Raw genomic sequence first — 23151 nt, 5'->3', positions numbered from 1 at the left:
GGCGTTTTTCATCACTCGTCGCCGTTAAAACCCGCACGATTGAGCAGGAACTGCGACAGCAGCGCCACCGGACGTCCGGTCGCGCCTTTGGCTTTACCGGAGCGCCATGCGGTCCCCGCGATGTCCAGGTGCGCCCAGTTGTACTTGCGGGTAAAGCGCGCCAGGAAGCAGCCCGCGGTAATAGCTCCGCCAGGACGACCGCCGATGTTCGCCATGTCTGCGAAGTTAGACTCCAGCTGTTCCTGGAACTCGTCCCCCAGCGGCAGACGCCACGCGCGGTCGCCGGCCTGCTCGGACGCGCCGATCAGCTCATGCGCCAGCGGGTTGTGGTTCGACATCAGGCCGGTGATGTGATGGCCCAGCGCGATCACGCAGGCGCCGGTCAGGGTAGCCACGTCGATAACCGCTTCAGGTTCGAAACGCTCAACGTAGGTCAGCACGTCACACAGCACCAGACGGCCTTCGGCGTCGGTGTTCAGCACCTCAACGGTCTGGCCGGACATGGTGGTCAGCACATCACCCGGACGATAAGCGCGGCCGCCAGGCATGTTTTCGCAGCCCGCCAGCACGCCGATCACGTTGATGGGCAACTGAAGTTCCGCGACCATGCGCATGACGCCGTAAACCGCCGCCGCGCCGCACATGTCGTACTTCATCTCATCCATGCCTTCTGAAGGCTTGATGGAGATACCGCCGGAGTCGAAGGTCAGCCCTTTACCGACGAGCACGATGGGTCGCGCATCTTCTGACGGATTGCCCTTGTACTCAATGACCGACATCAGGGATTCGTTCTGGGAGCCGTTACCGACCGCCAGATAAGAGTGCATCCCCAGCTCTTTCATCTGCTGTTCGCCGATAACGCGGGTGATGACGTTCTTGCTGTACGCGTCAGCCAGCTGGCGCGCCTGAGATGCCAGGTACGCGGCGTTACAGATGTTTGGCGGCATATTGCCAAGATCTTTTGCCGCTTTAATACCGGCGGCAATGGCCAGACCGTGCTGAATGGCGCGCTCGCCGCTGGTCAGCTCGCGACGGGTTGGCACGTTAAAGACCATTTTACGCAGCGGCCGACGCGGCTCGCTTTTGGTGGTTTTCAGCTGATCAAAGCTGTAGAGGCTCTCTTTTGCGGTTTCGACGGCCTGGCGCACTTTCCAGTACGTGTTGCGGCCCTTAACGTGCAGCTCCGTCAGGAAGCAGACGGCTTCCATCGAACCAGTATCATTCAGTGTATTAATGGTTTTCTGAATAACCTGCTTGTACTGGCGCTCATCAAGCTCACGTTCTTTACCACAGCCAATCAGCAGAATACGCTCGGACAGGACGTTCGGAACATGGTGCAGCAACAAGGTCTGCCCTGGTTTGCCTTCCAGTTCGCCACGGCGCAGCAGGGCGCTGATATAACCGTCGCTGATTTTATCGAGTTGCTCGGCGATCGGGGAGAGTCGGCGTGGTTCAAAGACGCCCACAACGATGCAGGCACTCCGCTGTTTCTCCGGGCTACCGCTTTTTACACTGAACTCCATGCACTACGCTCCTGAATCTTAAAGACAACGGCGGCGGCTACGGATAGAATTGAAACCTTTCGTAACTCATGTCCGCCGTTGTGGTGACTTCGTGTTAATCTTACGTTACTACGGTTTCGACACGTCAATAAATGTCATGAAGCGCGAATCCGCCGGGTTTTTTAATCTTAGCGATGATTTCGACGACTCAAGAGAATAAATGACGTTTAAGCCATGAAACAAGCTAAATTCCTGCATAAGACGAGTTTTAACGGGCGTATTTAAAGTGATAATCATAAGATATCTGGTTCGGGAGACGCTGAAGAGCCAACTGGCGATCCTCTTTATCCTCCTTCTGATCTTTTTCTGTCAGAAGCTGGTCAGGATCCTCGGCGCGGCGGTTGATGGCGAAATCCCAACGAATCTGGTGCTTTCCCTGCTCGGGCTTGGCGTGCCGGAAATGGCGCAGCTTATCCTGCCGTTAAGCCTGTTCCTTGGTCTGCTGATGACCCTGGGTAAGCTCTATACCGAAAGTGAAATCACCGTGATGCATGCCTGCGGCCTCAGTAAAGCCGTACTGGTAAAAGCAGCCATGGTGCTGGCGCTGTTTACGGGCATTGTTGCCGCGGTTAACGTCATGTGGGCGGGGCCGACCTCCTCTCGTCATCAGGATGAGGTGCTGGCGGAAGCAAAAGCTAACCCGGGGCTGGCGGCGCTGGCGCAGGGGCAGTTCCAGCAGGCGACCGACGGTAACTCCGTGCTGTTTATCGAAAGCGTCGATGGCAACCGCTTCAATGACGTGTTTCTTGCTCAACTGCGCCCGAAAGGTAACGCCCGGCCTTCTGTGGTGGTGGCGGACTCCGGTCAGCTGTCTCAGCGTAAAGACGGCTCTCAGGTTGTCACGCTGAACAAAGGAACGCGTTTCGAAGGCACGGCTATGCTGCGCGACTTCCGTATTACCGATTTTCAGAACTACCAGGCCATCATTGGCCATCAGGCCGTCGCGCTCGATCCCACGGATACTGAGCAGATGGATATGCGCACCTTAATGAATACCGATACCGATCGTGCGCGTGCTGAACTGCACTGGCGTATCACGCTGGTCTTCACCGTATTTATGATGGCGCTGATGGTGGTTCCGCTGAGCGTGGTAAACCCGCGCCAGGGCCGCGTGCTGTCGATGCTGCCAGCGATGCTGCTGTATCTGGTGTTCTTCCTGCTGCAAACCTCAATCAAGTCTAACGGCGGGAAAGGAAAAATTGACCCGATGATCTGGACCTGGGTCGTGAATGGTTTGTATCTGCTGCTGGCAGTCGGACTCAACTTGTGGGACACGGTGCCTGTGCGTCGTCTTCGTGCCCGGTTTACGCGTAAAGGAGCCATCTAATGCAGGCGTTTGGCGTACTTGACCGCTATATCGGTAAAACGATTTTCACCACCATCATGATGACCCTGTTCATGCTGGTGTCGCTCTCGGGCATTATCAAATTTGTAGACCAGTTGAAAAAAGCCGGGCAGGGGAGTTACGACGCGTTGGGCGCCGGGATGTATACCCTGCTCAGCGTACCAAAAGATGTGCAGATCTTCTTCCCGATGGCGGCCCTGTTGGGGGCGCTGCTGGGCCTGGGGATGCTGGCTCAGCGTAGCGAGCTGGTGGTTATGCAGGCATCGGGTTTTACCCGTATGCAGGTTGCGCTGTCGGTGATGAAAACCGCGATCCCGCTGGTGCTGTTGACCATGGCGATTGGCGAATGGGTCGCGCCGCAGGGCGAACAGATGGCGCGTAACTACCGTGCTCAGGCTATGTACGGCGGTTCACTGCTCTCCACGCAGCAGGGATTATGGGCGAAAGATGGTCAGAACTTTGTCTATATCGAACGCGTGAAAGGGGACGATGAACTGGGCGGCGTGAGTATCTATGCCTTCAATAACGATCGTCGTTTACAGTCGGTGCGTTATGCCGCCTCCGCTAAATTTGATGCGAACAACAAGCTTTGGCGGTTATCCCAGGTTGATGAATCTGACCTGACGAACCCGAAACAGATCACCGGTTCGCAGACCGTTAGCGGTACCTGGAAAACCAACCTGACGCCGGACAAGCTTGGGGTGGTAGCGCTCGATCCCGATGCGCTCTCCATCAGCGGTCTGCATAATTACGTGAAGTATCTGAAATCGAGCGGACAGGATGCGGGGCGTTACCAGCTCAACATGTGGAGCAAAATCTTCCAGCCGCTGTCCGTGGCCGTGATGATGCTGATGGCGCTATCGTTCATCTTTGGACCGCTGCGTAGCGTGCCAATGGGGGTTCGCGTGGTAACCGGTATCAGCTTTGGTTTTGTGTTCTACGTCCTCGATCAGATTTTCGGTCCGCTGACGCTGGTGTATGGCATTCCGCCAATTATCGGCGCACTGTTGCCGAGCGCCAGTTTCTTCCTGATCAGCCTCTGGATGCTGCTAAAACGCTCCTGATAAACCTTCTTCCTCGCTCCCGGTTGCCCGGGGGCGAGGCTAATCTCCTGTTTCACCCCGCACTTTTTCTCACAACCTTCAACGCCTCGCCGTGAATTTGAGTATTATTGAGCGATAAAGTCGTGAAGGGATCCTCTATGAAGCAAATTCGAATGCTGGCCCAGTACTACGTCGACCTGATGATGAAGCTCGGGCTGGTGCGTTTTTCCATGCTGCTGGCGCTGGCGCTGGTCGTTCTGGCCATCGTCGTGCAAATGGCCGTGACCATGGTTCTGCATGGTCAGGTCGAGAGCATCGACGTGATCCGCTCTATTTTCTTTGGCCTGCTGATTACCCCATGGGCGGTCTATTTTCTCTCCGTGGTGGTTGAGCAACTGGAAGAGTCCCGACAGCGTTTATCGAAACTGGTGGATAAGCTGGAAGAGATGCGCGAGCGCGATCTCAAACTCAACGTTCAGCTCAAGGACAACATTGCCCAGCTGAATCAGGAAATTTCAGACCGTGAGAAGGCGGAAGCCGAGCGTCAGACCACGCTTGAGCAGCTAAAAGTTGAGATGAAAGAGCGTGAAGTGACGCAGATCCAGCTTGAACAGCAATCCTCTTTCCTGCGCTCGTTCCTCGATGCGTCGCCGGATCTGGTGTTCTACCGTAATGAAGATAAAGAGTTCTCCGGCTGTAACCGGGCCATGGAACTGTTGACCGGGAAAAGCGAAAAGCAGCTGATCCACCTGAAACCTCAGGATGTCTATTCCGAAGAGGCGGCAGCAAAAGTGATGGAGACGGATGAAAAGGTCTTCCGCCATAACGTTTCGCTGACCTATGAGCAGTGGCTGGACTATCCTGACGGGCGCAAAGCCTGCTTTGAGATCCGCAAAGTGCCTTATTACGACCGGGTGGGGAAACGTCATGGTCTGATGGGCTTTGGCCGCGATATCACCGAGCGTAAGCGCTATCAGGATGCGCTGGAGCGCGCCAGCCGGGATAAAACCACCTTCATCTCCACCATCAGCCATGAACTGCGCACCCCGCTGAATGGCATTGTGGGGCTGAGCCGCATTCTGCTGGATACCGAGCTGACCAGCGAGCAGGAAAAATACCTGAAAACGATCCACGTCTCGGCGGTCACGCTGGGCAATATCTTCAATGATATTATCGACATGGATAAGATGGAACGCCGTAAAGTTCAGCTCGACAACCAGCCGGTTGATTTTACCGGTTTCCTCGCGGACCTGGAAAACCTGTCAGGTTTACAGGCTCAGCAAAAAGGGTTGAGCTTTGTGATGGAGCCAACGCTGCCGTTGCCGCATAAAGTGGTGACGGACGGCACACGTCTGCGGCAGATCCTGTGGAACCTCATCAGCAACGCCGTGAAGTTTACCCAGAAGGGGCAGGTTGCGGTGCGCATTCGCTATGACGAAGGCGACATGCTGCACTTTGAAGTTGAGGACTCGGGTATCGGCATTCCTCAAGAGGAACAGGATAAGATCTTCGCCATGTATTATCAGGTTAAAGACAGCCACGGCGGTAAACCGGCGACCGGTACGGGCATTGGACTGGCGGTGTCGAAACGTCTGGCGAAAAGTATGGGCGGGGATATCACCGTTGCCAGCCAGCCGGGTAAAGGCTCCACCTTTACGCTTACCGTCCACGCGCCTGCCGTGGCGGAAGAGGTGGAAGATACGTTTGAGAACGACGATATGCCGCTGCCAGCCCTGCACGTTCTGCTGGTGGAAGATATTGAGCTGAACGTCATTGTCGCTCGGTCGGTACTGGAAAAACTCGGTAACAGCGTGGATGTGGCGATGACCGGGAAAGCCGCGCTGGAGATGTTCACGCCGGGCGAGTATGACCTGGTGCTGCTCGATATTCAGCTACCGGACATGACCGGGCTGGATATCTCCCGCGAGCTGACGCGCAAATATGCTCCTGACGAGCTGCCGCCGCTGGTGGCGTTGACCGCAAACGTGTTGAAAGATAAAAAAGAGTATCTCGAGGCCGGTATGGACGATGTGCTCAGCAAGCCGCTGGCGGTACCCGCCCTGACGGCGATGATCAAGAAGTTCTGGGATACCTGTGATGAAGAGGAGAGCACCATGACGTCTGTTGATAGCGCTAAAGCCCAAACGATACTGGATACCGCCATGCTGGAGCAGTATATCGATCTGGTGGGACCAAAACTGATCACCGATGGCCTCGCCGTGTTCGAAAAAATGATGCCGGGCTATCTGAACGTGCTCGAATCCAACCTGACGGCGCGTGACCAGAAGGGCATCGTCGAAGAGGGACATAAAATCAAAGGCGCGGCAGGATCTGTCGGGTTACGCCATCTCCAGCAGCTGGGCCAACAGATTCAGTCTCCTGATTTACCTGCCTGGGAAGATAACGTAGGTGATTGGGTCGAAGAGATGAAACAAGAGTGGCAAAACGATGTGGCAGTGCTGAAAGCCTGGGTGGACGCCAGAAAAAAATGACCCCGGCTATACCGGGGTGCGCGAATACTGCGCCAACACCAGGGAAATCGTGGCTGCGCCTGATTTTTATGGGTTGTTTTCGCATGGACGCCGCCTGAAAATTGAGGCCGCACGCAGATAAGATAGCAAATCTTAAACAGTTTGTTACATGAATCAGTGAAATGTGTGAAGCATAGCGTTTTAATCAGAATTTTTAATGTGCTTCAGCGAGTTGCATAGAAGGATCGTCAGAATGAAAAAGATTGGTGTCGTGCTGAGCGGATGTGGTGTTTACGATGGTTCAGAGATACATGAAACCGTATTAACGCTGCTGGCATTATCGCGCCAGGGGGCAGACGTTATCTGCTTCGCCCCGGATAAAACCCAGGCAGACGTGATTAATCATCTCACCGGCGAGCCAATGGCGGAAAGCCGTAACGTGCTGATTGAAGCGGCGCGTATTGTGCGCGGCGATATTCACCCGCTGGCACAGGCCGATGCCGCTGAACTTGATGCGCTCATCGTGCCGGGCGGTTTTGGCGCGGCGAAAAACCTGAGCACGTTTGCAACGGAAGGCACGGCGTGTCATGTCGATCCCGATTTGAAAGCGCTATCGCTGGCGATGCATGCGGCAGGTAAGCCGCAGGGCTTTATCTGCATTGCGCCGGCCATGCTGCCGAAGATTTTTGATTTCCCGCTGCGGCTCACGATCGGAACCGACATTGATACCGCTGAGATTGTCGAGGATATGGGCGGCGAACACGTGCCATGTCCGGTAGACGACATTGTGGTGGACGAGGACAACAAGATCATCACCACGCCAGCGTATATGCTGGCGCAGAACATCGCCGAGGCTGCCGCAGGCATTGAAAAGCTGGTGGACAGAGTGCTGGTCCTGACCGAATGAGTCGTAAATTCTCCCCCGGCGGGTGGTTAAAACGGATCCTGCTGCGTATTGTGCTGGTCCTGGCTGTGTTCTGGGGCGGCGGTATTGCGCTGTTCAGCATCCTGCCCGTCCCGTTCTCGGCCGTGATGGCAGAGCGGCAGATTAGCGCCTGGCTCTCTGGGGATTTTGGCTATGTTGCCCATTCTGACTGGGTCAGCATGGATGCAATCTCGCCGTGGATGGGGCTGGCGGTCATTGCGGCAGAAGATCAGAAATTCCCGGAGCACTGGGGTTTTGACGTGGCGGCTATCGAGAAGGCGCTGGATCATAATGAACGTCATGAAAACCGCGTCCGCGGCGCATCGACGCTTTCTCAGCAGACGGTAAAAAACCTGTTCTTATGGGACGGTCGCAGCTGGGTGAGAAAAGGGCTGGAGGCCGGGCTGACGCTGGGCGTCGAGACGGTGTGGAGCAAAAAACGCATTTTAACCGTCTACCTGAATATCGCGGAATTTGGTGACGGCGTATTTGGTGTCGAAGCGGCATCGCAGCGCTATTTTGGCAAGCCCGCCAGCAGGCTGACTATGTCCGAAGCGGCACTGCTTGCCGCCGTGCTGCCGAACCCGCTGCGTTTTAAGGCCAGCGCCCCGTCAGGCTACGTGCGAAGCCGCCAGGCGTGGATTATGCGCCAGATGCGTCAGCTGGGTGGGGAAGGGTTTATGGAGCGAAATAATCTTAGGTAGGGCGGGTAAGCGCAGCGCTACCCGCCGACATGGCGAACGTTAGTCTTCGTCAAACCCGGCGTTGAACAGGGCAATCACTGCCGCCAGCGCTTCTTCTTCCTGCGGGCCGGTGGCTTCAACTTCAATCTGACGGCCTTTGGCAGAATCCAGCATCAGTAGCGCAATCACGCTGTTGGCTTCTGCCTCGGTTCCCTCGTCGTTGCGCAGCAGCACCTCAGCATCAAAACCCTGCATCAGTTCAAACAGCTTCATCGCCGGGCGCGCATGCATGCCCAGCTTGTTGGTGATTTCGACGGTCTGTTTTACGGTCATGTTTTGCGTTTTTCCAGCGTGCGATGACGGGACTGAACGTTCTTCCCGCGTGAGCGGAAGTAATCGGCCAGCTGTTCGGCAATGTAGACCGAACGATGTTTACCGCCGGTACAGCCAATCGCCACCGTCAGGTAGCTGCGATTGTTTGTTTCCAGCATAGGTAACCATAGCTCAAGGTAGCTTCGCGTCTGGTAGATAAAATTGTGTACTTCTGTGTGTCTGTCGAGGAACGCTGCCACCGGCTTATCCAGACCGGTCATCGGACGCAGTTTCGGATCCCAGTGTGGGTTCGGCAGGAAACGCACATCAAAAACGTAATCCGCATCGATAGGTATGCCGTGCTTAAAGCCGAAGGATTCAAACACCATCGTCAGTTCGCGCTCGCGCTTGCCGAGTAAGCGCGTACGCAGCATTTCCGCCAGCTCGTGGACGGACATTTCGGAAGTGTCGACAATCAGGTCGGCCCGGGAACGCAGCGGCTCAAGCAGATCGCTCTCTTTATCGATGGCGCTTTCCAGCGAAAGATTTTTACTGGAGAGCGGATGCAAACGACGTGTATCGCTGTAGCGACGGATCAGCGTGTTGCGGTCAGCATCCAGGAACAAGAGCTGAGGCGAGAAGCATTCCGGCAGGCTGTTCATTGCCTGCTCGAAGATTTCCGGCGATTCCGGCATGTTACGCACGTCGATACTGACGGCGGCAGAGATTTGCCTGTCCGCCAGCGTCCGCGCCAGATCGGGTAACAACACTACCGGCAGGTTATCTACACAGTAAAATCCCATGTCTTCCAGCGCGCGCAGGGCCACGGACTTCCCGGACCCCGAACGACCGCTGACGATCATCAGCACCATGTTCCGTTTCTCCTCAGGGCAGCCGTACTGAAGGCCCTTTCCCGATTATGCCTCATCCTGATTGCCTTCTGCTTCAGTGATAATTTGATAAAGCTCTTCATCACTTTGGGCTGAGCGCAGTCGACGACAAATGGTTTTATCCGCCAGACGTTTGGCAACCAGCGACAGCGTGTGCAGGTGGGTTTTGGTCTGATCGGCAGGAACCAGCAGCGCGAAAAGCAGATCCACAGGCTGGTTATCGATGGCGTCAAAAGCGATAGGCGTTTCCAGTTGCACAAACACCCCCACGGCACGCAGCGTATCTTCTTCCAGCTTGCCATGCGGGATCGCAATGCCATTGCCGATGCCGGTACTGCCCATTTTTTCACGGGTCAGAATGGCTTCAAACACGATCTGCGGCGGCAGACCCAGCTGTTTTGCGGCCAGCTCACTGATGATTTCCAGCGCACGTTTTTTGCTCTGGCAGTGAACGCCACTGCGGGTACAATCCTGGTTAAGGACATTGCTCAGTTGAAGAGCGGAATCGTTGTTTATCATAATTTCACCTAAGCGCTAACTGTACAAATGGCCTGTTGTGTTTCACAACAGGCCGTCCTGCACCCGTTAACTGCCCGGACAATTAGTGTTGTTTCAGTTTATCTTTATGTTTATTGAGCTGTCTCGCAAGCTTATCAATCAAGCCGTCGATAGCCGCGTACATGTCTTGCCCTTCCGCACTGGCATGGAGTTCCCCTCCGTTGACGTGCAGGGTCGCATCCGAGATATGCGTCACTTTCTCCACTTTCAACACAACATAGACCTGGTTGATCCTCTCGAAATACTGCTCGAGTTTCGCAAACTTAGTGTTTACAAAATCGCGTAAAGCCTCAGTAATCTCGACGTTATGTCCGGTGATATTGAGCTGCATAGTGTCTTCCTTATCGGTTGTGTCAAACCAGTTGTTTACGCTGGTTAGACGGCGGAATGGATAAAGACTCTCGATACTTCGCGACAGTACGACGTGCCACCATAATACCCTGATCGGACAGCATGGTGGTTAACTTACTGTCACTGAGTGGCTTCGCGGGGTTCTCCGCGGCGATCAACTTCTTCACCAGTGCGCGAATAGCCGTTGACGAGGCTTCGCCGCCGCCTTCGGTGTTCACGTGGCTGGAGAAGAAATACTTAAGCTCAAAAATACCGCGTGGGCTGTGCAGATATTTCTGCGTGGTCACGCGGGAAATGGTTGATTCATGCATCTCGACGGCCTGGGCGATGTCTGCCAGCACCATCGGTTTCATAAACTCTTCGCCCTGCTCAAAGAACGCCTGCTGCTGTTCGACAATACAGCGGCTGACGCGCAGCAGCGTGTCATTACGGCTCTCCAGGCTCTTGATCAACCAGCGTGCTTCCTGAAGGTTGCTGCGAATGTATTGATTATCAGCGTCATTACGTGCGCTGGTGCACATGGAGGCGTATTGCTGGTTGATTTGCAGGCGAGGAATGCTGTCGGCGTTCAGTTCAACGACCCAGCGGCCATTGTGTTTTCTCACCAGCACATCGGGGATGACATATTCCGGTTCGCTGGTCTGGATCGACTGCCCCGGACGCGGATCGAGCGACTGGATCAGATTCACCGCTTCCTTCAGCACCTCTTCTTTCAGGCGTGTGACGCGCATCAGGGTGCGGAAGTCGTGATTCGCCAGCAGATCCAGATGATCGCTGATGATGAGCCGGGCTTCGTCAATCCACGGTGTCTCTTTGGCAAACTGCGAAAGCTGGATCAGAAGGCAGTCGCGCAGATCTTTCGCGGCGACACCTATCGGGTCGAAACGCTGAACGCGTTTCAGGACGGCTTCAATCTCTTCCAGTTCAATCTCGTCATTGCCGATGCTTTCCAGAATCTCGTTCAGCGTCACGGTCAAATAGCCCGTGTCGTCAACGGCATCGACAATCGAGGTGGCAATGGCGCGATCGGTATCGGAGAAAGGAGTCAGCTCTACCTGCCACATCAGGTAGTCCTGAAGCGACTGGGTGGTTTCGCCCTGGTAGACCGGGAGTTCATCGTCCTGGTAGTCTGCGCGCGTCCCGGAAGGGGTACCCGCGGTGTAGATTTCATCCCAGCTGGCATCCAGCGGCAGTTCGTCCGGCATCTCTTTCTGTTCGAGCGCATCTACGGAGTCGAGCGTTTCTGTGTCCTGCGTCTGCTGGGCGTCTACCTCGTCATGAAGATCGGTTTGCTCCAGCAGCGGATTGCTGTCCAGCGCCTGCTGGAGCTCCTGCTGGAGTTCTAACGTGGACAGCTGCAACAGACGGATTGCCTGCTGTAGCTGCGGCGTCATGGCCAGTTGCTGGCTGAGCCGTAATTGCAAACCTTGCTTCATGTTCAGAGCGTTTTTCTCCGGTTCGGCGTGACTTAACCTCTACCCTATCAGAGTCTGAAGTCTTCCCCAAGGTACACGCGCTTAACATGCTCATCTTCGAGGATTTGCTGCGGCGTACCGTGGGCAATCAGATGGCCCTGGCTCACTATGTAGGCGCGCTCACACACGGCCAGCGTTTCACGAACGTTGTGGTCCGTGATCAGTACGCCAAGCCCGCTGTCGCGCAGGTGCTCAATGATACGTTTGATATCGATAACGGAGATGGGGTCAACGCCCGCAAACGGTTCATCCAGCAGGATGAATTTTGGGTTTGCTGCCAGCGCGCGCGCAATCTCAACGCGGCGGCGTTCACCACCGGACAGCGCCTGGCCGAGGCTGTCACGCAGATGCTCGATATGAAACTCTTCCATCAGCTCGTTCGCACGGTCAGTGCGCTGCTCGCTGGTCAGATCGTCACGGATCTGGAGCACGGCCATCAGGTTGTCGAACACGCTTAAGCGGCGGAAAATAGACGCTTCCTGCGGCAAATAGCCGATGCCACGACGCGCGCGGGCATGAAGCGGCAGCAGGCTGATATCTTCATCATCGATGATGATGTTGCCGGCGTCACGCGGGACGATGCCCACCACCATGTAGAAGGTCGTGGTTTTACCCGCCCCGTTAGGGCCAAGCAAACCCACGATTTCGCCGGAGTTGACGGTCAGACTGACATCTTCGACGACGCGGCGGCCCTTATACGCTTTCGCGAGGTTTTTTGCAGTTAAAGTTGCCATAACGAATTAGTTACTCTTTTTCTGTGCCGGAGCCTGACCGTTGTTCTTGTCCTGCAACTGCGAAGGCACAAGCACGGTCGTGACGCGTTTGCCTTTTTCACTGGAGGCCTGCATTTTCTGCTCTTTCACCAGATAGGTGATCTTGTCGCCTTTGATATTGCTGTCCAGCTGTTCCAGGTAAGCATTACCGGTCAGGATGACCAGATCCTTCGCCAGTTCATAGTGCATATGCGAGGCATGGCCTTTCACCGGCTTGCCGTTGTCCTGCATCTGGTAGAAGGTGGCCGGGTTGCCATAACCATCGATAATCTCTTTGCCCTGCTCGCCGCCCGGACGGGTAACGACCACTTTGTCGGCGTTGATTTTAATTGTGCCCTGGGTCATGACGACGTTGCCGGTAAAGGTGACGACGTTACCCTGCATATCCAGAGACTGGGTATCGGATTCAATATGAATCGGCTGTTCGGTGTCGCCAGTCACAGCAAGCGCGGGAAGACTGGCCGCCAGCAGCGCGCTGGCGATAACAACTTTAAGGCTGAGTTTGTTTGTTTTGAATTTCATAGGAGGTTCTAACCTTTTCAATCAGCTCGGCGTTTTTGCTGCGTAAGTTCCCGCGCATTCTTAAACCGCTGGAATTAAATGTTGTGCCATACAGGGTGACTAGATCCTGCGACGTGACATCCTGGGTGACCAGGTTGATCTGGGCGTTATCCGTCGTAATTTTTCGCAGTTGCGCGTCAGCGGTCAGGGCGTTGACTTCAACGTGACCATACAGGTAAAGCATACGGTCATTTGTCAGTTTTGCCCGGTCAGACTTGATAGACCACGTCGGCACTTTGTCCGTATCAAAGGTGGTCATGACCGGTTGGGTAAACCACGAGGAACCGTCATCTGAAAAATATTCTACATGCTGAGCAACGAGGCGATAGTTCAGCGCGCCTTCCGGGCTATAGACCACGGTGTCGCTGTGATCGCTTTTATAGGTCGGGTCGCTCGTGTTAACCACTTCCGCTTGCGTATCATCGCGGTCAGCGAGGTTGACGCCAATCAGTACCAGGGCGACAAGCGCAAGCAGAATGATAACCCAACGTCTGGTTTTACTCATATCGATTGCCCTTTCGCCTCATCAAGCTTGCCCTGCGACAGCAGAAGCAGATCGCAGACTTCACGGACGGCGCCGCGGCCACCGTGAATATGGGTAACGTAATCAGCACGCGGGATCAGCAGCGGGTGCGCGTCAGCCACGGCGATGCTCAGACCCACCTCCGCCATCACTGGCCAGTCGATCAAATCATCCCCGACGTATGCCACATTCTCTGGTGCAATGGCCAGTTTTCCCAGCAGATCCCGGAAAGCTACCATCTTATCAGACTGCCCCTGATAGAGATGGGTAATGCCCAGCGTTTCACACCGATCTTCTACCAGTTTAGCTTTCCGCCCGGTGATGATTGCAACTTCAATTCCGGACGTGAGCGCACAGCGGATACCGTAACCGTCGCGAACGTTAAAGGCTTTCAGCTCTTCGCCGTTATTGCCCATATAAATCAGACCGTCGGAGAGCACACCATCCACATCGAGGATCAACAGGCGGATATTTTCCGCCTTTGCCATCATGTGGGCGCTCACCGGGCCATAACAGGTTGCAAGGGATGCACCCGCATTACTCATTGTCTTATCCTTCATTACACTACGCCAGCGCGCAGCAGATCATGCATATGTACCACACCCAGCAGTTGGTCGCCATCGGCAACCATCACTGAGGTAATATGACGGGACTGCATCAGGTTCAGCACATCTACCGCCAGCGTGCCCGGACGGACGCGGATCCCGCCTGGCGTCATCACATCAGCAATGCCCAGCGTTCGGACATCTACACCCATATCGAATACCCGGCGCAGGTCGCCGTCGGTGAAAATGCCCTGAATCTTCATCAGATCGTCGCAGATAACCGTCATGCCCAGGTTTTTACGGGTGATCTCCAGTAACGCGTCGCGCAAAGAGGCCTCTTTGCTCACGTGCGGGATCTCATCTCCGGTGTGCATAATATCGTTAACCCGCAGCAGCAGTTTGCGCCCGAGCGCGCCGCCGGGATGAGACAGGGCAAAATCTTCAGGCGTAAAACCGCGGGCTTCCAGCAGCGCAACGGCAAGGGCATCGCCCATCACCAGCGCGGCGGTTGTGCTGGAGGTCGGCGCCAGCCCCAGCGGACAGGCTTCTTTAGGCACTTTCACGCACAGGTGAATATCCGCCGCACGCGCCATGCTGCTTTCCGGTCGGCTGGTCATGCAAATCAGCGGTACGTGCAGACGCTTCAGTACCGGGATCAACGCCAGGATTTCATTCGATTCCCCGGAGTTGGACAGCGCAATAACCACGTCCTGCGGCGTAACCATGCCGAGGTCACCGTGCGCGGCTTCACCGGGATGAACGAAGAATGACGACGTGCCGGTACTGGCAAAGGTCGCCGCCATTTTGCGTCCGATATGGCCGGATTTGCCCATCCCCATCACCACGACTTTGCCGGCACAGTAGAACATCTTCTCACAGGCCAGACTAAAATCCTGATTAATGTACTGATCTAACTGCGCCAGACCTTCACGTTCAATCTCCAGAACGTCTTTGCCTGCTTTCTGAAAGTCAAAACCCGGCTGCAATTCTATTTGCGACATAATGCGTTTCCGTTTACCCAGAGAGAAGAGGCGAAAGCCAGTACAGCATCGCCAGCCATACGATAAATCCACCCGTCAGCAGCGCGCCTGCGCCTTTGCCGATCTGCTCTTTTCGCCGCCAGCAGAGCAGGGCGAAAATCACGCTGACCAGCAGCATCACACCGTAATCGCGCGTGAAAACCATAGGGTTAAACGGCCCCGGCGAGATTAGCGCCGGCAGCCCCGTCACGATTGCGATATTGAAAATATTCGAGCCGATGATATTGCCGATGGCGATATCATCTTCCCCTTTACGCGCCCCGGCGATGGCGGTGGCCAGCTCTGGCAGGCTGGTGCCGATGGCGATTACCGTCAGACCGATTGTCAGTTCGCTCATCGCAAACGCGTTCGCCAGCACCGTCGCGTTATCGACCACCATCCGCGTGGCCATTGGCATGATGATTAGCGCGACGCCCAACCACAGCAGGGCGACGGGTAAGGTTCCTTCCCGGGGCAGCTCGGCGAGATGCTCACGCGTGAGGCTATCGTTACCCTGTTTTTCCGCCAGACGTGCGATCTTCACGCTGTAAAGCAACCAGATCACGGCCAGGGCGAGCAGGAATATACCGTCACCGACGCTCAGCACCCCGTCATAAAGTACGTAGCCTGCCAGCAGACTGACGACTAACATTAACGGCAATTCCCGGCGCAAAACATCAGAATGCACGCGAAATGGATGCAGTAATGCGGCTAAGCCTAAAATCAGTAAGATATTGACGATGTTAGAGCCAATCGCGGTGCCGATAGCGAGGTCGACCTGCCCATGCAGCGAGGCTGAAACAGAAACGATGATTTCAGGAAGCGATGTGCCTACACTGACCACCGTCATGCCGATAATGATGGGCGGCATGCCAATGAGTCGACAGAGAATGGATGCGGCAAAGACCAAACGGTCAGCACTGTAGACCACCAACAGTAAACCAATTATTAACAGTGCTGTTGCTAAAAGCATCAAAAGTCCTTTCTTCAGGTATACTCGCTGGTCCACTGCGCACGAATGTTGGCGCCAGATGAAGTCTGAGACGTAACGAATTCCTAATTTTGACTTTATGCGCCGGAAAAGTAAAACAAATGCCAGCTTTCGCTAACCCCAATAGTGAATATTCTGTAAAAATGCGGGGTTTAGGGCTGATTTACGCTTCATGCCAGCCGTGAAGCAAGGTAAGTAAGGAACCATAAATGAGCCAAACGATGGCGAATATAGTCGATGTCCGGGGCGTCAGTTTTTCTCGCGGCAACCGGTTAATATTTGATGATATTTCGCTGACCGTGCCGCGCGGTAAAATCACCGCCATCATGGGGCCGTCAGGGATCGGTAAAACCACGTTGCTGCGTCTTATCGGCGGGCAAATCCCCCCTGACAGCGGCGAAATTCTCTTCGACGGCGAAAATGTCCCGGCGATGTCTCGCTCGCGCCTCTACACGGTTCGCAAACGGATGAGCATGCTCTTTCAGTCGGGCGCGCTGTTCACGGATATGAACGTTTTTGACAACGTGGCCTATCCGTTGCGTGAGCACACCCATCTTCCTCCTGAGCTGTTGCACAGTACGGTGATGATGAAGCTTGAAGCCGTGGGGCTGCGGGGGGCTGCGAAACTCATGCCGTCCGAACTCTCGGGTGGGATGGCGCGCCGCGCCGCGCTGGCGCGTGCTATTGCCCTGGAACCCGATTTAATCATGTTCGATGAACCGTTCGTCGGGCAGGACCCCATCACCATGGGCGTGCTGGTGAAGTTAATTTCGGAGCTGAACAGCGCCCTTGGCGTCACCTGCGTGGTGGTTTCCCACGACGTGCCGGAAGTGCTGAGTATCGCTGATTACGCCTATATTGTGGCTGACAAAAAGATCGTCGCCCACGGCAGCGCGCAGGCGTTGCAGGAGAATGGCGATCCGCGCGTGCGGCAGTTCCTGGACGGTATCGCAGATGGGCCGGTGCCTTTCCGCTATCCGGCGGGCGACTATCATGACGATTTACTCGGAATAGGGAGTTAAGCCACTCATGCTGTTAAATGCGTTGGCGGGTCTTGGACACCGTGGCCTAAAAACCATCAGTACGTTCGGGCGTGCCGGATTAATGTTGTTCAACGCGCTGGTCGGCAAACCGGAGTTCCGCAAGCATGCGCCGTTACTGGTGCGGCAGCTTTATAACGTCGGCGTGCTGTCGATGCTTATCATCATCGTGTCGGGTCTGTTTATTGGCATGGTGCTGGGGTTGCAGGGGTATCTGGTGCTGACAACCTACAGCGCGGAAACCAGCCTTGGCATGCTGGTGGCGCTCTCGCTGCTGCGTGAACTCGGGCCGGTGGTTGCCGCGCTGCTGTTCGCCGGGCGTGCCGGGTCAGCGTTGACGGCGGAAATTGGCCTGATGCGCGCCACCGAGCAGCTCTCCAGTATGGAGATGATGGCAGTCGATCCGCTGCGCCGGGTAATCTCGCCGCGCTTCTGGGCCGGGGTTATCTCCTTGCCGTTACTGACTATCCTCTTTGTGGCGGTAGGTATCTGGGGAGGCGCGCTGGTTGGCGTTAACTGGAAAGGCATTGATGCCGGATTCTTCTGGTCTGCCATGCAGGACGCCATCGATCTGCGGATGGATTTGGTGAACTGTCTGATCAAGAGCGTGGTTTTCGCTGTGACGGTTACCTGGATTGCGTTGTTTAATGGTTACGATGCCATTCCGACGTCGGCGGGCATTAGCCGTGCAACGACGCGTACTGTCGTACATTCGTCGCTGGCCGTTTTAGGTCTGGATTTTGTGCTCACCGCACTGATGTTTGGGAATTGAGTTCATGCAAACGAGAAAAAATGAAATTTGGGTTGGCGTGTTTCTGCTTCTGGCGCTGCTGGCCGCGCTGTTCATCTGCCTGCGAGCGGCGGACATCACCTCTGTTCGCGCCGAGCCGACGTATCGTGTCTACGCGACTTTCGATAACATCGGCGGCCTGAAAGCGCGCTCACCGGTGCGTATTGGTGGCGTCGTTATCGGACGTGTCGCTGACATTACGCTTGATGAGAAAACCTATCTGCCGCGCGTCGCGATGGATATCGAAGAGCGCTATAACCACATTCCGGACACCAGCTCGCTTTCTATCCGCACCTCTGGCCTGCTGGGGGAGCAATATCTGGCCCTTAACGTTGGTTTTGAAGATCCTGAGCTGGGAACGACTATCCTTAAAGACGGTAGCGTAATCCAGGATACCAAGTCAGCGATGGTGCTGGAAGATATGATTGGTCAGTTCCTTTACAACAGTAAAGGGGATGATAAAAAGTCTGACGATGCCCCTGCGCAGAGTGAAGACCACACCAACGTCGAACCGACGCCAGGCGCGACGAATTAATTTCAGGAGAAGTCATTCATGTTTAAACGACTGTTAATGGTTGCCATGCTGGTCATTGCCCCTCTTACCGCGGCGCACGCTGCGGATCAGAGTAACCCGTACAAACTGATGGATGAGGCCGCGAAGAAAACCTTCGACCGTCTTAAAAACGAACAGCCAAAAATCCGTTCTAACCCTGATTATCTGCGTGATGTGGTGGATCAGGAACTGCTGCCGTATGTGCAGATCAAGTATGCGGGCGCACTGGTGCTGGGCCGTTACTACAAAGACGCGACCCCGGCACAGCGCGAGGCTTACTTTGCGGCGTTCCGTGAATACCTGAAACAGGCTTACGGCCAGGCGCTGGCGATGTACCACGGGCAGACCTATCAGATTGCCCCTGAACAGCCGCTGGGCGATGCCACTATCATTCCTATTCGCGTGACGATTATCGATCCAAACGGTCGTCCACCGGTTCGTCTGGACTTCCAGTGGCGTAAAAACAGCCAGACCGGAAACTGGCAGGCGTACGACATGATCGCTGAAGGCGTCAGCATGATCACCACTAAACAGAACGAGTGGAGCGATCTGCTGCGCACTAAAGGCATCGATGGCCTGACGGCTCAGCTTCAGTCCATCTCTCGTCAGAAAATTACCCTGGACGAGAAGAAGTAATGTCACAGCAGCTTAGCTGGGCGCGTGACGGCGAGACGTTGACGCTGACGGGAGAGCTGGATCAGGATCTGCTTAACCCGCTGTGGGACGCTCGCCATAACGCGATGCAGGGCGTGACGCTGATTGATCTCCATGGCGTCACGCGGGTAGATACCGCCGGTATCGCCCTGCTGGCGCACCTGGTGGCCACGGGCAAAAAGCAGGGGAGCAGCGTTACCCTGACGGGGGTAAGCGATAACGTGATTACCCTTGCACAGCTTTACAATTTGCCCGAAGACGTATTACCTCGTTAATTTTTTCAGTACGTTACTTCTGAAAGCCCCGACAGTTTACGCGTCGGGGCTTTTTGCTTGTTTAAGACCGCGCCACTTTGCTCTAAGATGTTGAGCTTGTTTTCACTATCAGATGATGTAGACCCCATGGAAAATAATGAAATCCAGACTGTGCTGATGAATGCACTCTCCCTTCAGGAAGCCCACGTCTCTGGCGATGGCAGTCACTTCCAGGTTATTGCTGTGGGTGAGATGTTCGACGGAATGAGTCGCGTGAAGAAACAGCAGGCTGTGTACGCGCCGCTGATGGAATACATTGCGGATAACCGCATCCACGCCCTGTCGATTAAAGCGTTCACCCCACAGGAGTGGGCACGCGATCGCAAACTAAACGGTTTTTGAGCTGAGGGCGAAACGCCCGCAGCACGGTTGAATTTATAAGAGAGCAAACGATGGATAAATTTCGTGTACAGGGACCCACGCGTCTCCAGGGCGAAGTCACAATTTCTGGCGCTAAAAACGCCGCGCTGCCCATTCTTTTCGCTGCGCTGCTCGCAGAAGAGCCGGTAGAGATCCAGAACGTACCGAAGCTGAAAGATATCGACACGACCATGAAGTTGCTCGGCCAGTTGGGCACCAAAGTGGAGCGTAACGGTTCCGTCTGGATCGATGCCAGCAACGTGAACAACTTCTCAGCGCCGTATGAGCTGGTGAAAACCATGCGTGCTTCCATCTGGGCGCTTGGTCCGCTGGTGGCGCGTTTCGGTCAGGGACAGGTTTCACTGCCGGGCGGATGCGCTATCGGCGCGCGTCCCGTTGACCTGCATATCTTCGGCCTGGAAAAACTCGGCGCGGAGATCAAGCTGGAAGAGGGTTATGTTAAAGCGTCCGTCAATGGTCGTCTGAAAGGCGCGCACATTGTCATGGACAAAGTGAGCGTGGGCGCAACGGTCACCATCATGTCGGCTGCTACGCTGGCAGAAGGCACTACCATCATCGAAAACGCCGCCCGTGAGCCGGAGATCGTGGATACCGCGAACTTCCTGGTCGCGCTGGGGGCGAAGATCAGCGGGCAGGGCACAGACCGTATCACCATCGAAGGCGTTGAACGTCTGGGTGGCGGTGTGTACCGCGTTCTGCCGGACCGTATCGAAACCGGTACTTTCCTGGTGGCCGCAGCCATTTCTGGCGGTAAGATTGTCTGCCGTAACGCCCAGCCGGATACCCTGGATGCGGTGCTGGCGAAGCTGCGCGATGCGGGTGCGGACATTGAAATCGGTGAAGACTGGATCAGCCTCGATATGCACGGGCAGCGTCCTAAAGCCGTTAACGTGCGTACTGCGCCACATCCGGCATTCCCGACGGATATGCAGGCACAGTTCACGCTGTTGAACCTGGTGGCCGAAGGCACGGGCTTCATCACGGAAACTATCTTCGAAAACCGTTTCATGCACGTACCGGAACTGATCCGTATGGGTGCGCATGCTGAGATTGAAAGCAACACGGTAATTTGCCACGGCGTTGAAAAACTGTCCGGTGCGCAGGTGATGGCGACCGATCTGCGCGCGTCTGCGAGCCTCGTGCTGGCAGGTTGTATTGCGGAAGGGACTACCGTTGTCGATCGTATCTACCACATCGATCGTGGTTACGAGCGTATTGAGGACAAACTGCGCGCGCTGGGTGCAAATATCGAGCGTGTGAAGGGCGAGTAATCGTTCCGGCACCCCCCTGCCACAACAGGCCGGGGGATTGCTGTTCCTGTCAATCCTGGTGCATCAGTCCTGATGCGCTTTCTTCGTTTTGCTCTGGCGCATCATGCGCGTTCTGTCGATAAATTCATGGGTAATGGGATCGTGGTAGCGTGACGGCCATATCACCCACGGATGCGTATCAAGCGCCGTCGCGATAATCAGTTCCCCCTTCGGCCATGGGCGGGTCAGGGCGTTTGCCAGCGTCGACGAGCTTAGCCCATGACGACGTGATTCGGCAGCCAGCGATGTTCCTTTTTTACGCAGTGCCGCAATAATGTCAGCAGAATGCCAGTCGATGAATTTTGTATCCATAATGCTGTCCTTGTGTTCGTTATCGTCCACGTCGTTTCGTGTGAAAAGACAGCATTACTATACTCACTTCGAACATGTGTTCTAAAAAGTTCATGTTACGAGAAGCAATATTCAGAATAAGGCACGGCTTTATACATGCGGCCTGTAACCCGATGGGCTTACGCGGAAATGTAATTTATTGGTGTGTACTGGAATCTCCCTGCGTGGGCGCAGGGAGATGAGGAGGGGATTATCGATCGCGCTGGACGGCGATGTGCGCGAGGCCGATTAGCGCATCACGCCATGGGCTGTCGGGAATGACCTGAATGGCGGCGATGGCTTTGTCCGCTTCTTCTTCAGCGCGCTGACGCGTCCATTCCAGGGAGCCGCAGATAGCCATTGTTTCCAGTACCGGTTCCAGAAGATGGCGTCCATTTCCCTGCTCGATAGCCTCCCGGATCATTTTCGCCTGCTCTGGTGTGCCATTGCGCATCGCGTGGAGCAGCGGCAGCGTTGGCTTGCCTTCGTTCAGGTCATCGCCGACGTTTTTACCGAGCGTTTCGCCATCCGCGCTGTAGTCCAGCAAATCATCAATCAGCTGGAACGCGGTGCCGAGATAACGGCCATAGTCCTGAAGGCCCTTTTCCTGAGCTTCGCTACAGCCTGCCAGAATGCCGGAGCATTGCGCGGCGGCTTCGAACAGACGTGCGGTCTTGCTGTAAATCACCCGCATATAGTTTTCTTCGGTGATGTCCGGGTCGTTGACGTTCATCAGCTGTAGGACTTCACCTTCAGCGATAACGTTCACGGCTTCTGACATCACTTCCAGCACCTTCAGCGAGCCAAGGCTGGTCATCATCTGGAAGGCGCGGGTATAGATAAAATCGCCTACCAGAACGCTTGCCGCATTACCAAACGCGGCGTTGGCGGTGGCTTTTCCACGACGCATGTCTGATTCATCCACAACATCGTCGTGAAGCAGGGTGGCGGTGTGGATAAATTCGATCAGCGCCGCGATCGTGACGTGGGCATTTCCCTGATAGCCAACCGCGCGTGCGGCCAGAATGGCAATCATCGGACGAATACGTTTACCGCCGCCGCTGACGATGTAATAGCCCAACTGATTGATCAGCTGAACGTCAGAGTTGAGTTGCTCCAGGATTGCTGCATTCACACCCGCCATATCTTGCGCGGTTAACTCATTGATTTTTTCTAAATTCATCGCAAAAGCCGGGCTTTTTATCCTGTTTATCCCACACGAGATGGGTACACAAAGGGTTTCGGTTTATAAATAGTATTGCTGATTGTACTGAAAAAACGGCTCAGATAAACGTTACCGTACGTGTTGTGTTTTTTTTCTTCATGTATTGATGGTAGCACTTGTCAAAGGCTCGCGTTTTGCGTAATATTCGCGCCCTATTGTGAATATTTATAGCGCACTCTGAATCATACGAGGATGTGCGCGGAAGCGGAGTTTATATGTACGCGGTTTTCCAAAGTGGTGGTAAACAACACCGAGTAAGCGAAGGTCAGACCGTTCGCCTGGAAAAGCTGGACATCGCAACTGGCGAATCTGTTGAGTTCGCTGAAGTTCTGATGATCGCAAACGGTGAAGAAGTCAAAATCGGCGTTCCTTTCGTTGATGGCGGCGTTATCAAAGCTGAAGTTGTTGCTCACGGTCGTGGCGAGAAAGTTAAAATCGTTAAGTTTCGTCGTCGTAAACACTATCGTAAGCAGCAGGGCCACCGTCAGTGGTTCACTGATGTGAAAATTACTGGCATCAGCGCCTAA

General features: G+C 55.0%; 27 protein-coding genes. 13 read left to right on the top strand and 14 right to left on the bottom strand.

Annotated elements, in window-relative coordinates:
* Positions 1–11: 11 nt before the first annotated feature.
* Entirely contained in the window at positions 12–1523 is a 1512-nt protein-coding gene (pepA, locus tag ACJTMZ_RS15885; RefSeq protein ID WP_003861882.1) for a leucyl aminopeptidase, read from the bottom strand.
* Between the two features lie 265 nt (positions 1524–1788).
* Between pepA and lptF the strand changes: the two genes are divergently transcribed.
* The 5 genes from lptF (at position 1789) to mtgA (ending at position 8050) form a co-directional block, all read left to right on the top strand.
* Complete coding sequence (gene lptF / locus ACJTMZ_RS15880) at positions 1789–2889, top strand: LPS export ABC transporter permease LptF (protein ID WP_003861881.1); 1101 nt, start codon at positions 1789–1791, stop codon at positions 2887–2889.
* Positions 2889–3971, top strand: coding sequence for an LPS export ABC transporter permease LptG (gene lptG / locus ACJTMZ_RS15875; RefSeq protein ID WP_001147540.1), 1083 nt, complete (start codon positions 2889–2891; stop codon positions 3969–3971). The genes lptF and lptG overlap by 1 nt, the downstream gene beginning before the upstream one ends.
* Positions 3972–4108: 137 nt before the next feature.
* Complete coding sequence (gene arcB / locus ACJTMZ_RS15870) at positions 4109–6442, top strand: aerobic respiration two-component sensor histidine kinase ArcB (RefSeq protein WP_017382727.1); 2334 nt, start codon at positions 4109–4111, stop codon at positions 6440–6442.
* 232 nt (positions 6443–6674) lie between these two features.
* Positions 6675–7328 carry an isoprenoid biosynthesis glyoxalase ElbB gene (gene elbB, locus ACJTMZ_RS15865; RefSeq protein ID WP_015571987.1) on the top strand — a complete coding sequence of 218 codons (654 nt, stop codon included), beginning with the start codon at positions 6675–6677 and terminating at the stop codon, positions 7326–7328.
* Positions 7325–8050, top strand: a complete 726-nt coding sequence (mtgA, locus tag ACJTMZ_RS15860; RefSeq protein WP_015571986.1) for a monofunctional biosynthetic peptidoglycan transglycosylase — start codon at positions 7325–7327, stop codon at positions 8048–8050. The genes elbB and mtgA overlap by 4 nt, the downstream gene beginning before the upstream one ends.
* Positions 8051–8089: 39 nt before the next feature.
* Here the strand turns inward: mtgA and npr are convergent, their stop codons facing one another.
* From npr to ACJTMZ_RS15805, 11 genes are all read right to left on the bottom strand, one after another.
* A complete protein-coding gene (npr, locus tag ACJTMZ_RS15855) occupies positions 8090–8362 on the bottom strand; it encodes a PTS phosphocarrier protein NPr (RefSeq protein WP_003861872.1) in 273 nt (90 codons plus the stop codon).
* Complete coding sequence (rapZ, locus tag ACJTMZ_RS15850) at positions 8359–9213, bottom strand: RNase adapter RapZ (RefSeq protein ID WP_003861870.1); 855 nt, start codon at positions 9211–9213, stop codon at positions 8359–8361. The genes npr and rapZ overlap by 4 nt, the downstream gene beginning before the upstream one ends.
* 45 nt (positions 9214–9258) lie before the next feature.
* Positions 9259–9750, bottom strand: a complete 492-nt coding sequence (gene ptsN / locus ACJTMZ_RS15845; protein ID WP_003861869.1) for a PTS IIA-like nitrogen regulatory protein PtsN — start codon at positions 9748–9750, stop codon at positions 9259–9261.
* 82 nt (positions 9751–9832) lie between these two features.
* Positions 9833–10120: a ribosome hibernation promoting factor gene (gene hpf / locus ACJTMZ_RS15840; protein WP_003861866.1), complete on the bottom strand. Its 288-nt coding sequence runs from the start codon at positions 10118–10120 to the stop codon at positions 9833–9835.
* Positions 10121–10142: 22 nt separating this feature from the next.
* Positions 10143–11576, bottom strand: coding sequence for an RNA polymerase factor sigma-54 (gene rpoN / locus ACJTMZ_RS15835; protein WP_045907663.1), 1434 nt, complete (start codon positions 11574–11576; stop codon positions 10143–10145).
* 47 nt (positions 11577–11623) lie between these two features.
* On the bottom strand, positions 11624–12349 hold the full coding sequence (gene lptB / locus ACJTMZ_RS15830) for an LPS export ABC transporter ATP-binding protein (RefSeq protein ID WP_003861862.1): 726 nt from the start codon (positions 12347–12349) through the stop codon (positions 11624–11626).
* Positions 12350–12355: 6 nt separating this feature from the next.
* Entirely contained in the window at positions 12356–12910 is a 555-nt protein-coding gene (lptA, locus tag ACJTMZ_RS15825) for a lipopolysaccharide ABC transporter substrate-binding protein LptA (RefSeq protein WP_006812136.1), read from the bottom strand.
* Positions 12879–13454 (bottom strand): LPS export ABC transporter periplasmic protein LptC, encoded by a 576-nt coding sequence (lptC, locus tag ACJTMZ_RS15820; protein ID WP_045327358.1) that lies wholly within the window; start codon positions 13452–13454, stop codon positions 12879–12881. Before lptC ends, lptA begins: the two co-directional genes overlap by 32 nt.
* Positions 13451–14017: a 3-deoxy-manno-octulosonate-8-phosphatase KdsC gene (kdsC, locus tag ACJTMZ_RS15815; protein ID WP_017693909.1), complete on the bottom strand. Its 567-nt coding sequence runs from the start codon at positions 14015–14017 to the stop codon at positions 13451–13453. Before kdsC ends, lptC begins: the two co-directional genes overlap by 4 nt.
* A 14-nt stretch (positions 14018–14031) precedes the next feature.
* Complete coding sequence (kdsD, locus tag ACJTMZ_RS15810; protein ID WP_003861853.1) at positions 14032–15018, bottom strand: arabinose-5-phosphate isomerase KdsD; 987 nt, start codon at positions 15016–15018, stop codon at positions 14032–14034.
* A 13-nt stretch (positions 15019–15031) separates the two neighbouring features.
* Complete coding sequence (locus ACJTMZ_RS15805) at positions 15032–16009, bottom strand: calcium/sodium antiporter (RefSeq protein WP_003861852.1); 978 nt, start codon at positions 16007–16009, stop codon at positions 15032–15034.
* A gap of 227 nt (positions 16010–16236) precedes the next feature.
* Between ACJTMZ_RS15805 and mlaF the strand changes: the two genes are divergently transcribed.
* The 7 genes from mlaF (at position 16237) to murA (ending at position 21030) form a co-directional block, all read left to right on the top strand.
* Positions 16237–17049 (top strand): phospholipid ABC transporter ATP-binding protein MlaF, encoded by an 813-nt coding sequence (mlaF, locus tag ACJTMZ_RS15800; RefSeq protein WP_017382730.1) that lies wholly within the window; start codon positions 16237–16239, stop codon positions 17047–17049.
* A 7-nt stretch (positions 17050–17056) separates the two neighbouring features.
* Entirely contained in the window at positions 17057–17839 is a 783-nt protein-coding gene (gene mlaE, locus ACJTMZ_RS15795) for a lipid asymmetry maintenance ABC transporter permease subunit MlaE (RefSeq protein ID WP_003861848.1), read from the top strand.
* A gap of 4 nt (positions 17840–17843) precedes the next feature.
* Entirely contained in the window at positions 17844–18392 is a 549-nt protein-coding gene (gene mlaD, locus ACJTMZ_RS15790) for an outer membrane lipid asymmetry maintenance protein MlaD (protein ID WP_006812131.1), read from the top strand.
* 18 nt (positions 18393–18410) lie between these two features.
* Complete coding sequence (mlaC, locus tag ACJTMZ_RS15785) at positions 18411–19046, top strand: phospholipid-binding protein MlaC (protein ID WP_006812130.1); 636 nt, start codon at positions 18411–18413, stop codon at positions 19044–19046.
* Positions 19046–19339, top strand: coding sequence for a lipid asymmetry maintenance protein MlaB (gene mlaB / locus ACJTMZ_RS15780; protein WP_003861843.1), 294 nt, complete (start codon positions 19046–19048; stop codon positions 19337–19339). The genes mlaC and mlaB overlap by 1 nt, the downstream gene beginning before the upstream one ends.
* A gap of 126 nt (positions 19340–19465) precedes the next feature.
* The gene (ibaG, locus tag ACJTMZ_RS15775) at positions 19466–19720 is read left to right on the top strand and encodes a BolA family iron metabolism protein IbaG (RefSeq protein ID WP_003861840.1); all 255 of its coding nucleotides are present in this window, start codon (positions 19466–19468) and stop codon (positions 19718–19720) included.
* A 50-nt stretch (positions 19721–19770) separates the two neighbouring features.
* Positions 19771–21030, top strand: coding sequence for a UDP-N-acetylglucosamine 1-carboxyvinyltransferase (murA, locus tag ACJTMZ_RS15770; protein ID WP_006812128.1), 1260 nt, complete (start codon positions 19771–19773; stop codon positions 21028–21030).
* Between the two features lie 63 nt (positions 21031–21093).
* On the opposite strand, the gene sfsB is transcribed toward murA, so the two are convergent.
* Together sfsB and ispB are read right to left on the bottom strand one after the other, a co-directional pair.
* Positions 21094–21381, bottom strand: coding sequence for a DNA-binding transcriptional regulator SfsB (gene sfsB, locus ACJTMZ_RS15765; protein WP_017382732.1), 288 nt, complete (start codon positions 21379–21381; stop codon positions 21094–21096).
* Between the two features lie 229 nt (positions 21382–21610).
* Positions 21611–22582: an octaprenyl diphosphate synthase gene (ispB, locus tag ACJTMZ_RS15760; RefSeq protein WP_006812126.1), complete on the bottom strand. Its 972-nt coding sequence runs from the start codon at positions 22580–22582 to the stop codon at positions 21611–21613.
* Positions 22583–22839: 257 nt separating this feature from the next.
* Here ispB and rplU point away from each other — a divergent pair, with 257 nt between their 5' ends.
* Positions 22840–23151, top strand: coding sequence for a 50S ribosomal protein L21 (rplU, locus tag ACJTMZ_RS15755; RefSeq protein ID WP_003025032.1), 312 nt, complete (start codon positions 22840–22842; stop codon positions 23149–23151).

The organism is Enterobacter sp. DN (assembly GCF_046054285.1).
Taxonomy (GTDB): domain Bacteria; phylum Pseudomonadota; class Gammaproteobacteria; order Enterobacterales; family Enterobacteriaceae; genus Enterobacter; species Enterobacter hormaechei_C.
The sequence above is the reverse complement of the archived record's forward strand: the minus strand, read 5'-3'. Positions and strand labels throughout refer to the sequence as shown.

Bases quoted from the DNA above. Each gene is read 5' to 3' on its own strand.
- ispB (WP_006812126.1), bottom strand. From the start codon at position 22,582: ATGAATTTAGAAAAAATCAATGAGTTAACCGCGCAAGATATGGCGGGT.
- murA (WP_006812128.1), top strand. From the start codon at position 19,771: ATGGATAAATTTCGTGTACAGGGACCCACGCGTCTCCAGGGCGAAGTC.
- npr (WP_003861872.1), bottom strand. From the start codon at position 8,362: ATGACCGTAAAACAGACCGTCGAAATCACCAACAAGCTGGGCATGCAT.
- pepA (WP_003861882.1), bottom strand. From the start codon at position 1,523: ATGGAGTTCAGTGTAAAAAGCGGTAGCCCGGAGAAACAGCGGAGTGCC.
- lptG (WP_001147540.1), top strand. From the start codon at position 2,889: ATGCAGGCGTTTGGCGTACTTGACCGCTATATCGGTAAAACGATTTTC.
- ACJTMZ_RS15805 (WP_003861852.1), bottom strand. From the start codon at position 16,009: ATGCTTTTAGCAACAGCACTGTTAATAATTGGTTTACTGTTGGTGGTC.
- mlaF (WP_017382730.1), top strand. From the start codon at position 16,237: ATGAGCCAAACGATGGCGAATATAGTCGATGTCCGGGGCGTCAGTTTT.
- mlaE (WP_003861848.1), top strand. From the start codon at position 17,057: ATGCTGTTAAATGCGTTGGCGGGTCTTGGACACCGTGGCCTAAAAACC.
- arcB (WP_017382727.1), top strand. From the start codon at position 4,109: ATGAAGCAAATTCGAATGCTGGCCCAGTACTACGTCGACCTGATGATG.
- rplU (WP_003025032.1), top strand. From the start codon at position 22,840: ATGTACGCGGTTTTCCAAAGTGGTGGTAAACAACACCGAGTAAGCGAA.
- rapZ (WP_003861870.1), bottom strand. From the start codon at position 9,213: ATGGTGCTGATGATCGTCAGCGGTCGTTCGGGGTCCGGGAAGTCCGTG.
- ibaG (WP_003861840.1), top strand. From the start codon at position 19,466: ATGGAAAATAATGAAATCCAGACTGTGCTGATGAATGCACTCTCCCTT.
- kdsD (WP_003861853.1), bottom strand. From the start codon at position 15,018: ATGTCGCAAATAGAATTGCAGCCGGGTTTTGACTTTCAGAAAGCAGGC.
- lptA (WP_006812136.1), bottom strand. From the start codon at position 12,910: ATGAAATTCAAAACAAACAAACTCAGCCTTAAAGTTGTTATCGCCAGC.
- sfsB (WP_017382732.1), bottom strand. From the start codon at position 21,381: ATGGATACAAAATTCATCGACTGGCATTCTGCTGACATTATTGCGGCA.
- mlaC (WP_006812130.1), top strand. From the start codon at position 18,411: ATGTTTAAACGACTGTTAATGGTTGCCATGCTGGTCATTGCCCCTCTT.
- hpf (WP_003861866.1), bottom strand. From the start codon at position 10,120: ATGCAGCTCAATATCACCGGACATAACGTCGAGATTACTGAGGCTTTA.
- ptsN (WP_003861869.1), bottom strand. From the start codon at position 9,750: ATGATAAACAACGATTCCGCTCTTCAACTGAGCAATGTCCTTAACCAG.
- mlaD (WP_006812131.1), top strand. From the start codon at position 17,844: ATGCAAACGAGAAAAAATGAAATTTGGGTTGGCGTGTTTCTGCTTCTG.
- lptC (WP_045327358.1), bottom strand. From the start codon at position 13,454: ATGAGTAAAACCAGACGTTGGGTTATCATTCTGCTTGCGCTTGTCGCC.
- mtgA (WP_015571986.1), top strand. From the start codon at position 7,325: ATGAGTCGTAAATTCTCCCCCGGCGGGTGGTTAAAACGGATCCTGCTG.
- rpoN (WP_045907663.1), bottom strand. From the start codon at position 11,576: ATGAAGCAAGGTTTGCAATTACGGCTCAGCCAGCAACTGGCCATGACG.
- lptB (WP_003861862.1), bottom strand. From the start codon at position 12,349: ATGGCAACTTTAACTGCAAAAAACCTCGCGAAAGCGTATAAGGGCCGC.
- mlaB (WP_003861843.1), top strand. From the start codon at position 19,046: ATGTCACAGCAGCTTAGCTGGGCGCGTGACGGCGAGACGTTGACGCTG.
- elbB (WP_015571987.1), top strand. From the start codon at position 6,675: ATGAAAAAGATTGGTGTCGTGCTGAGCGGATGTGGTGTTTACGATGGT.
- kdsC (WP_017693909.1), bottom strand. From the start codon at position 14,017: ATGAGTAATGCGGGTGCATCCCTTGCAACCTGTTATGGCCCGGTGAGC.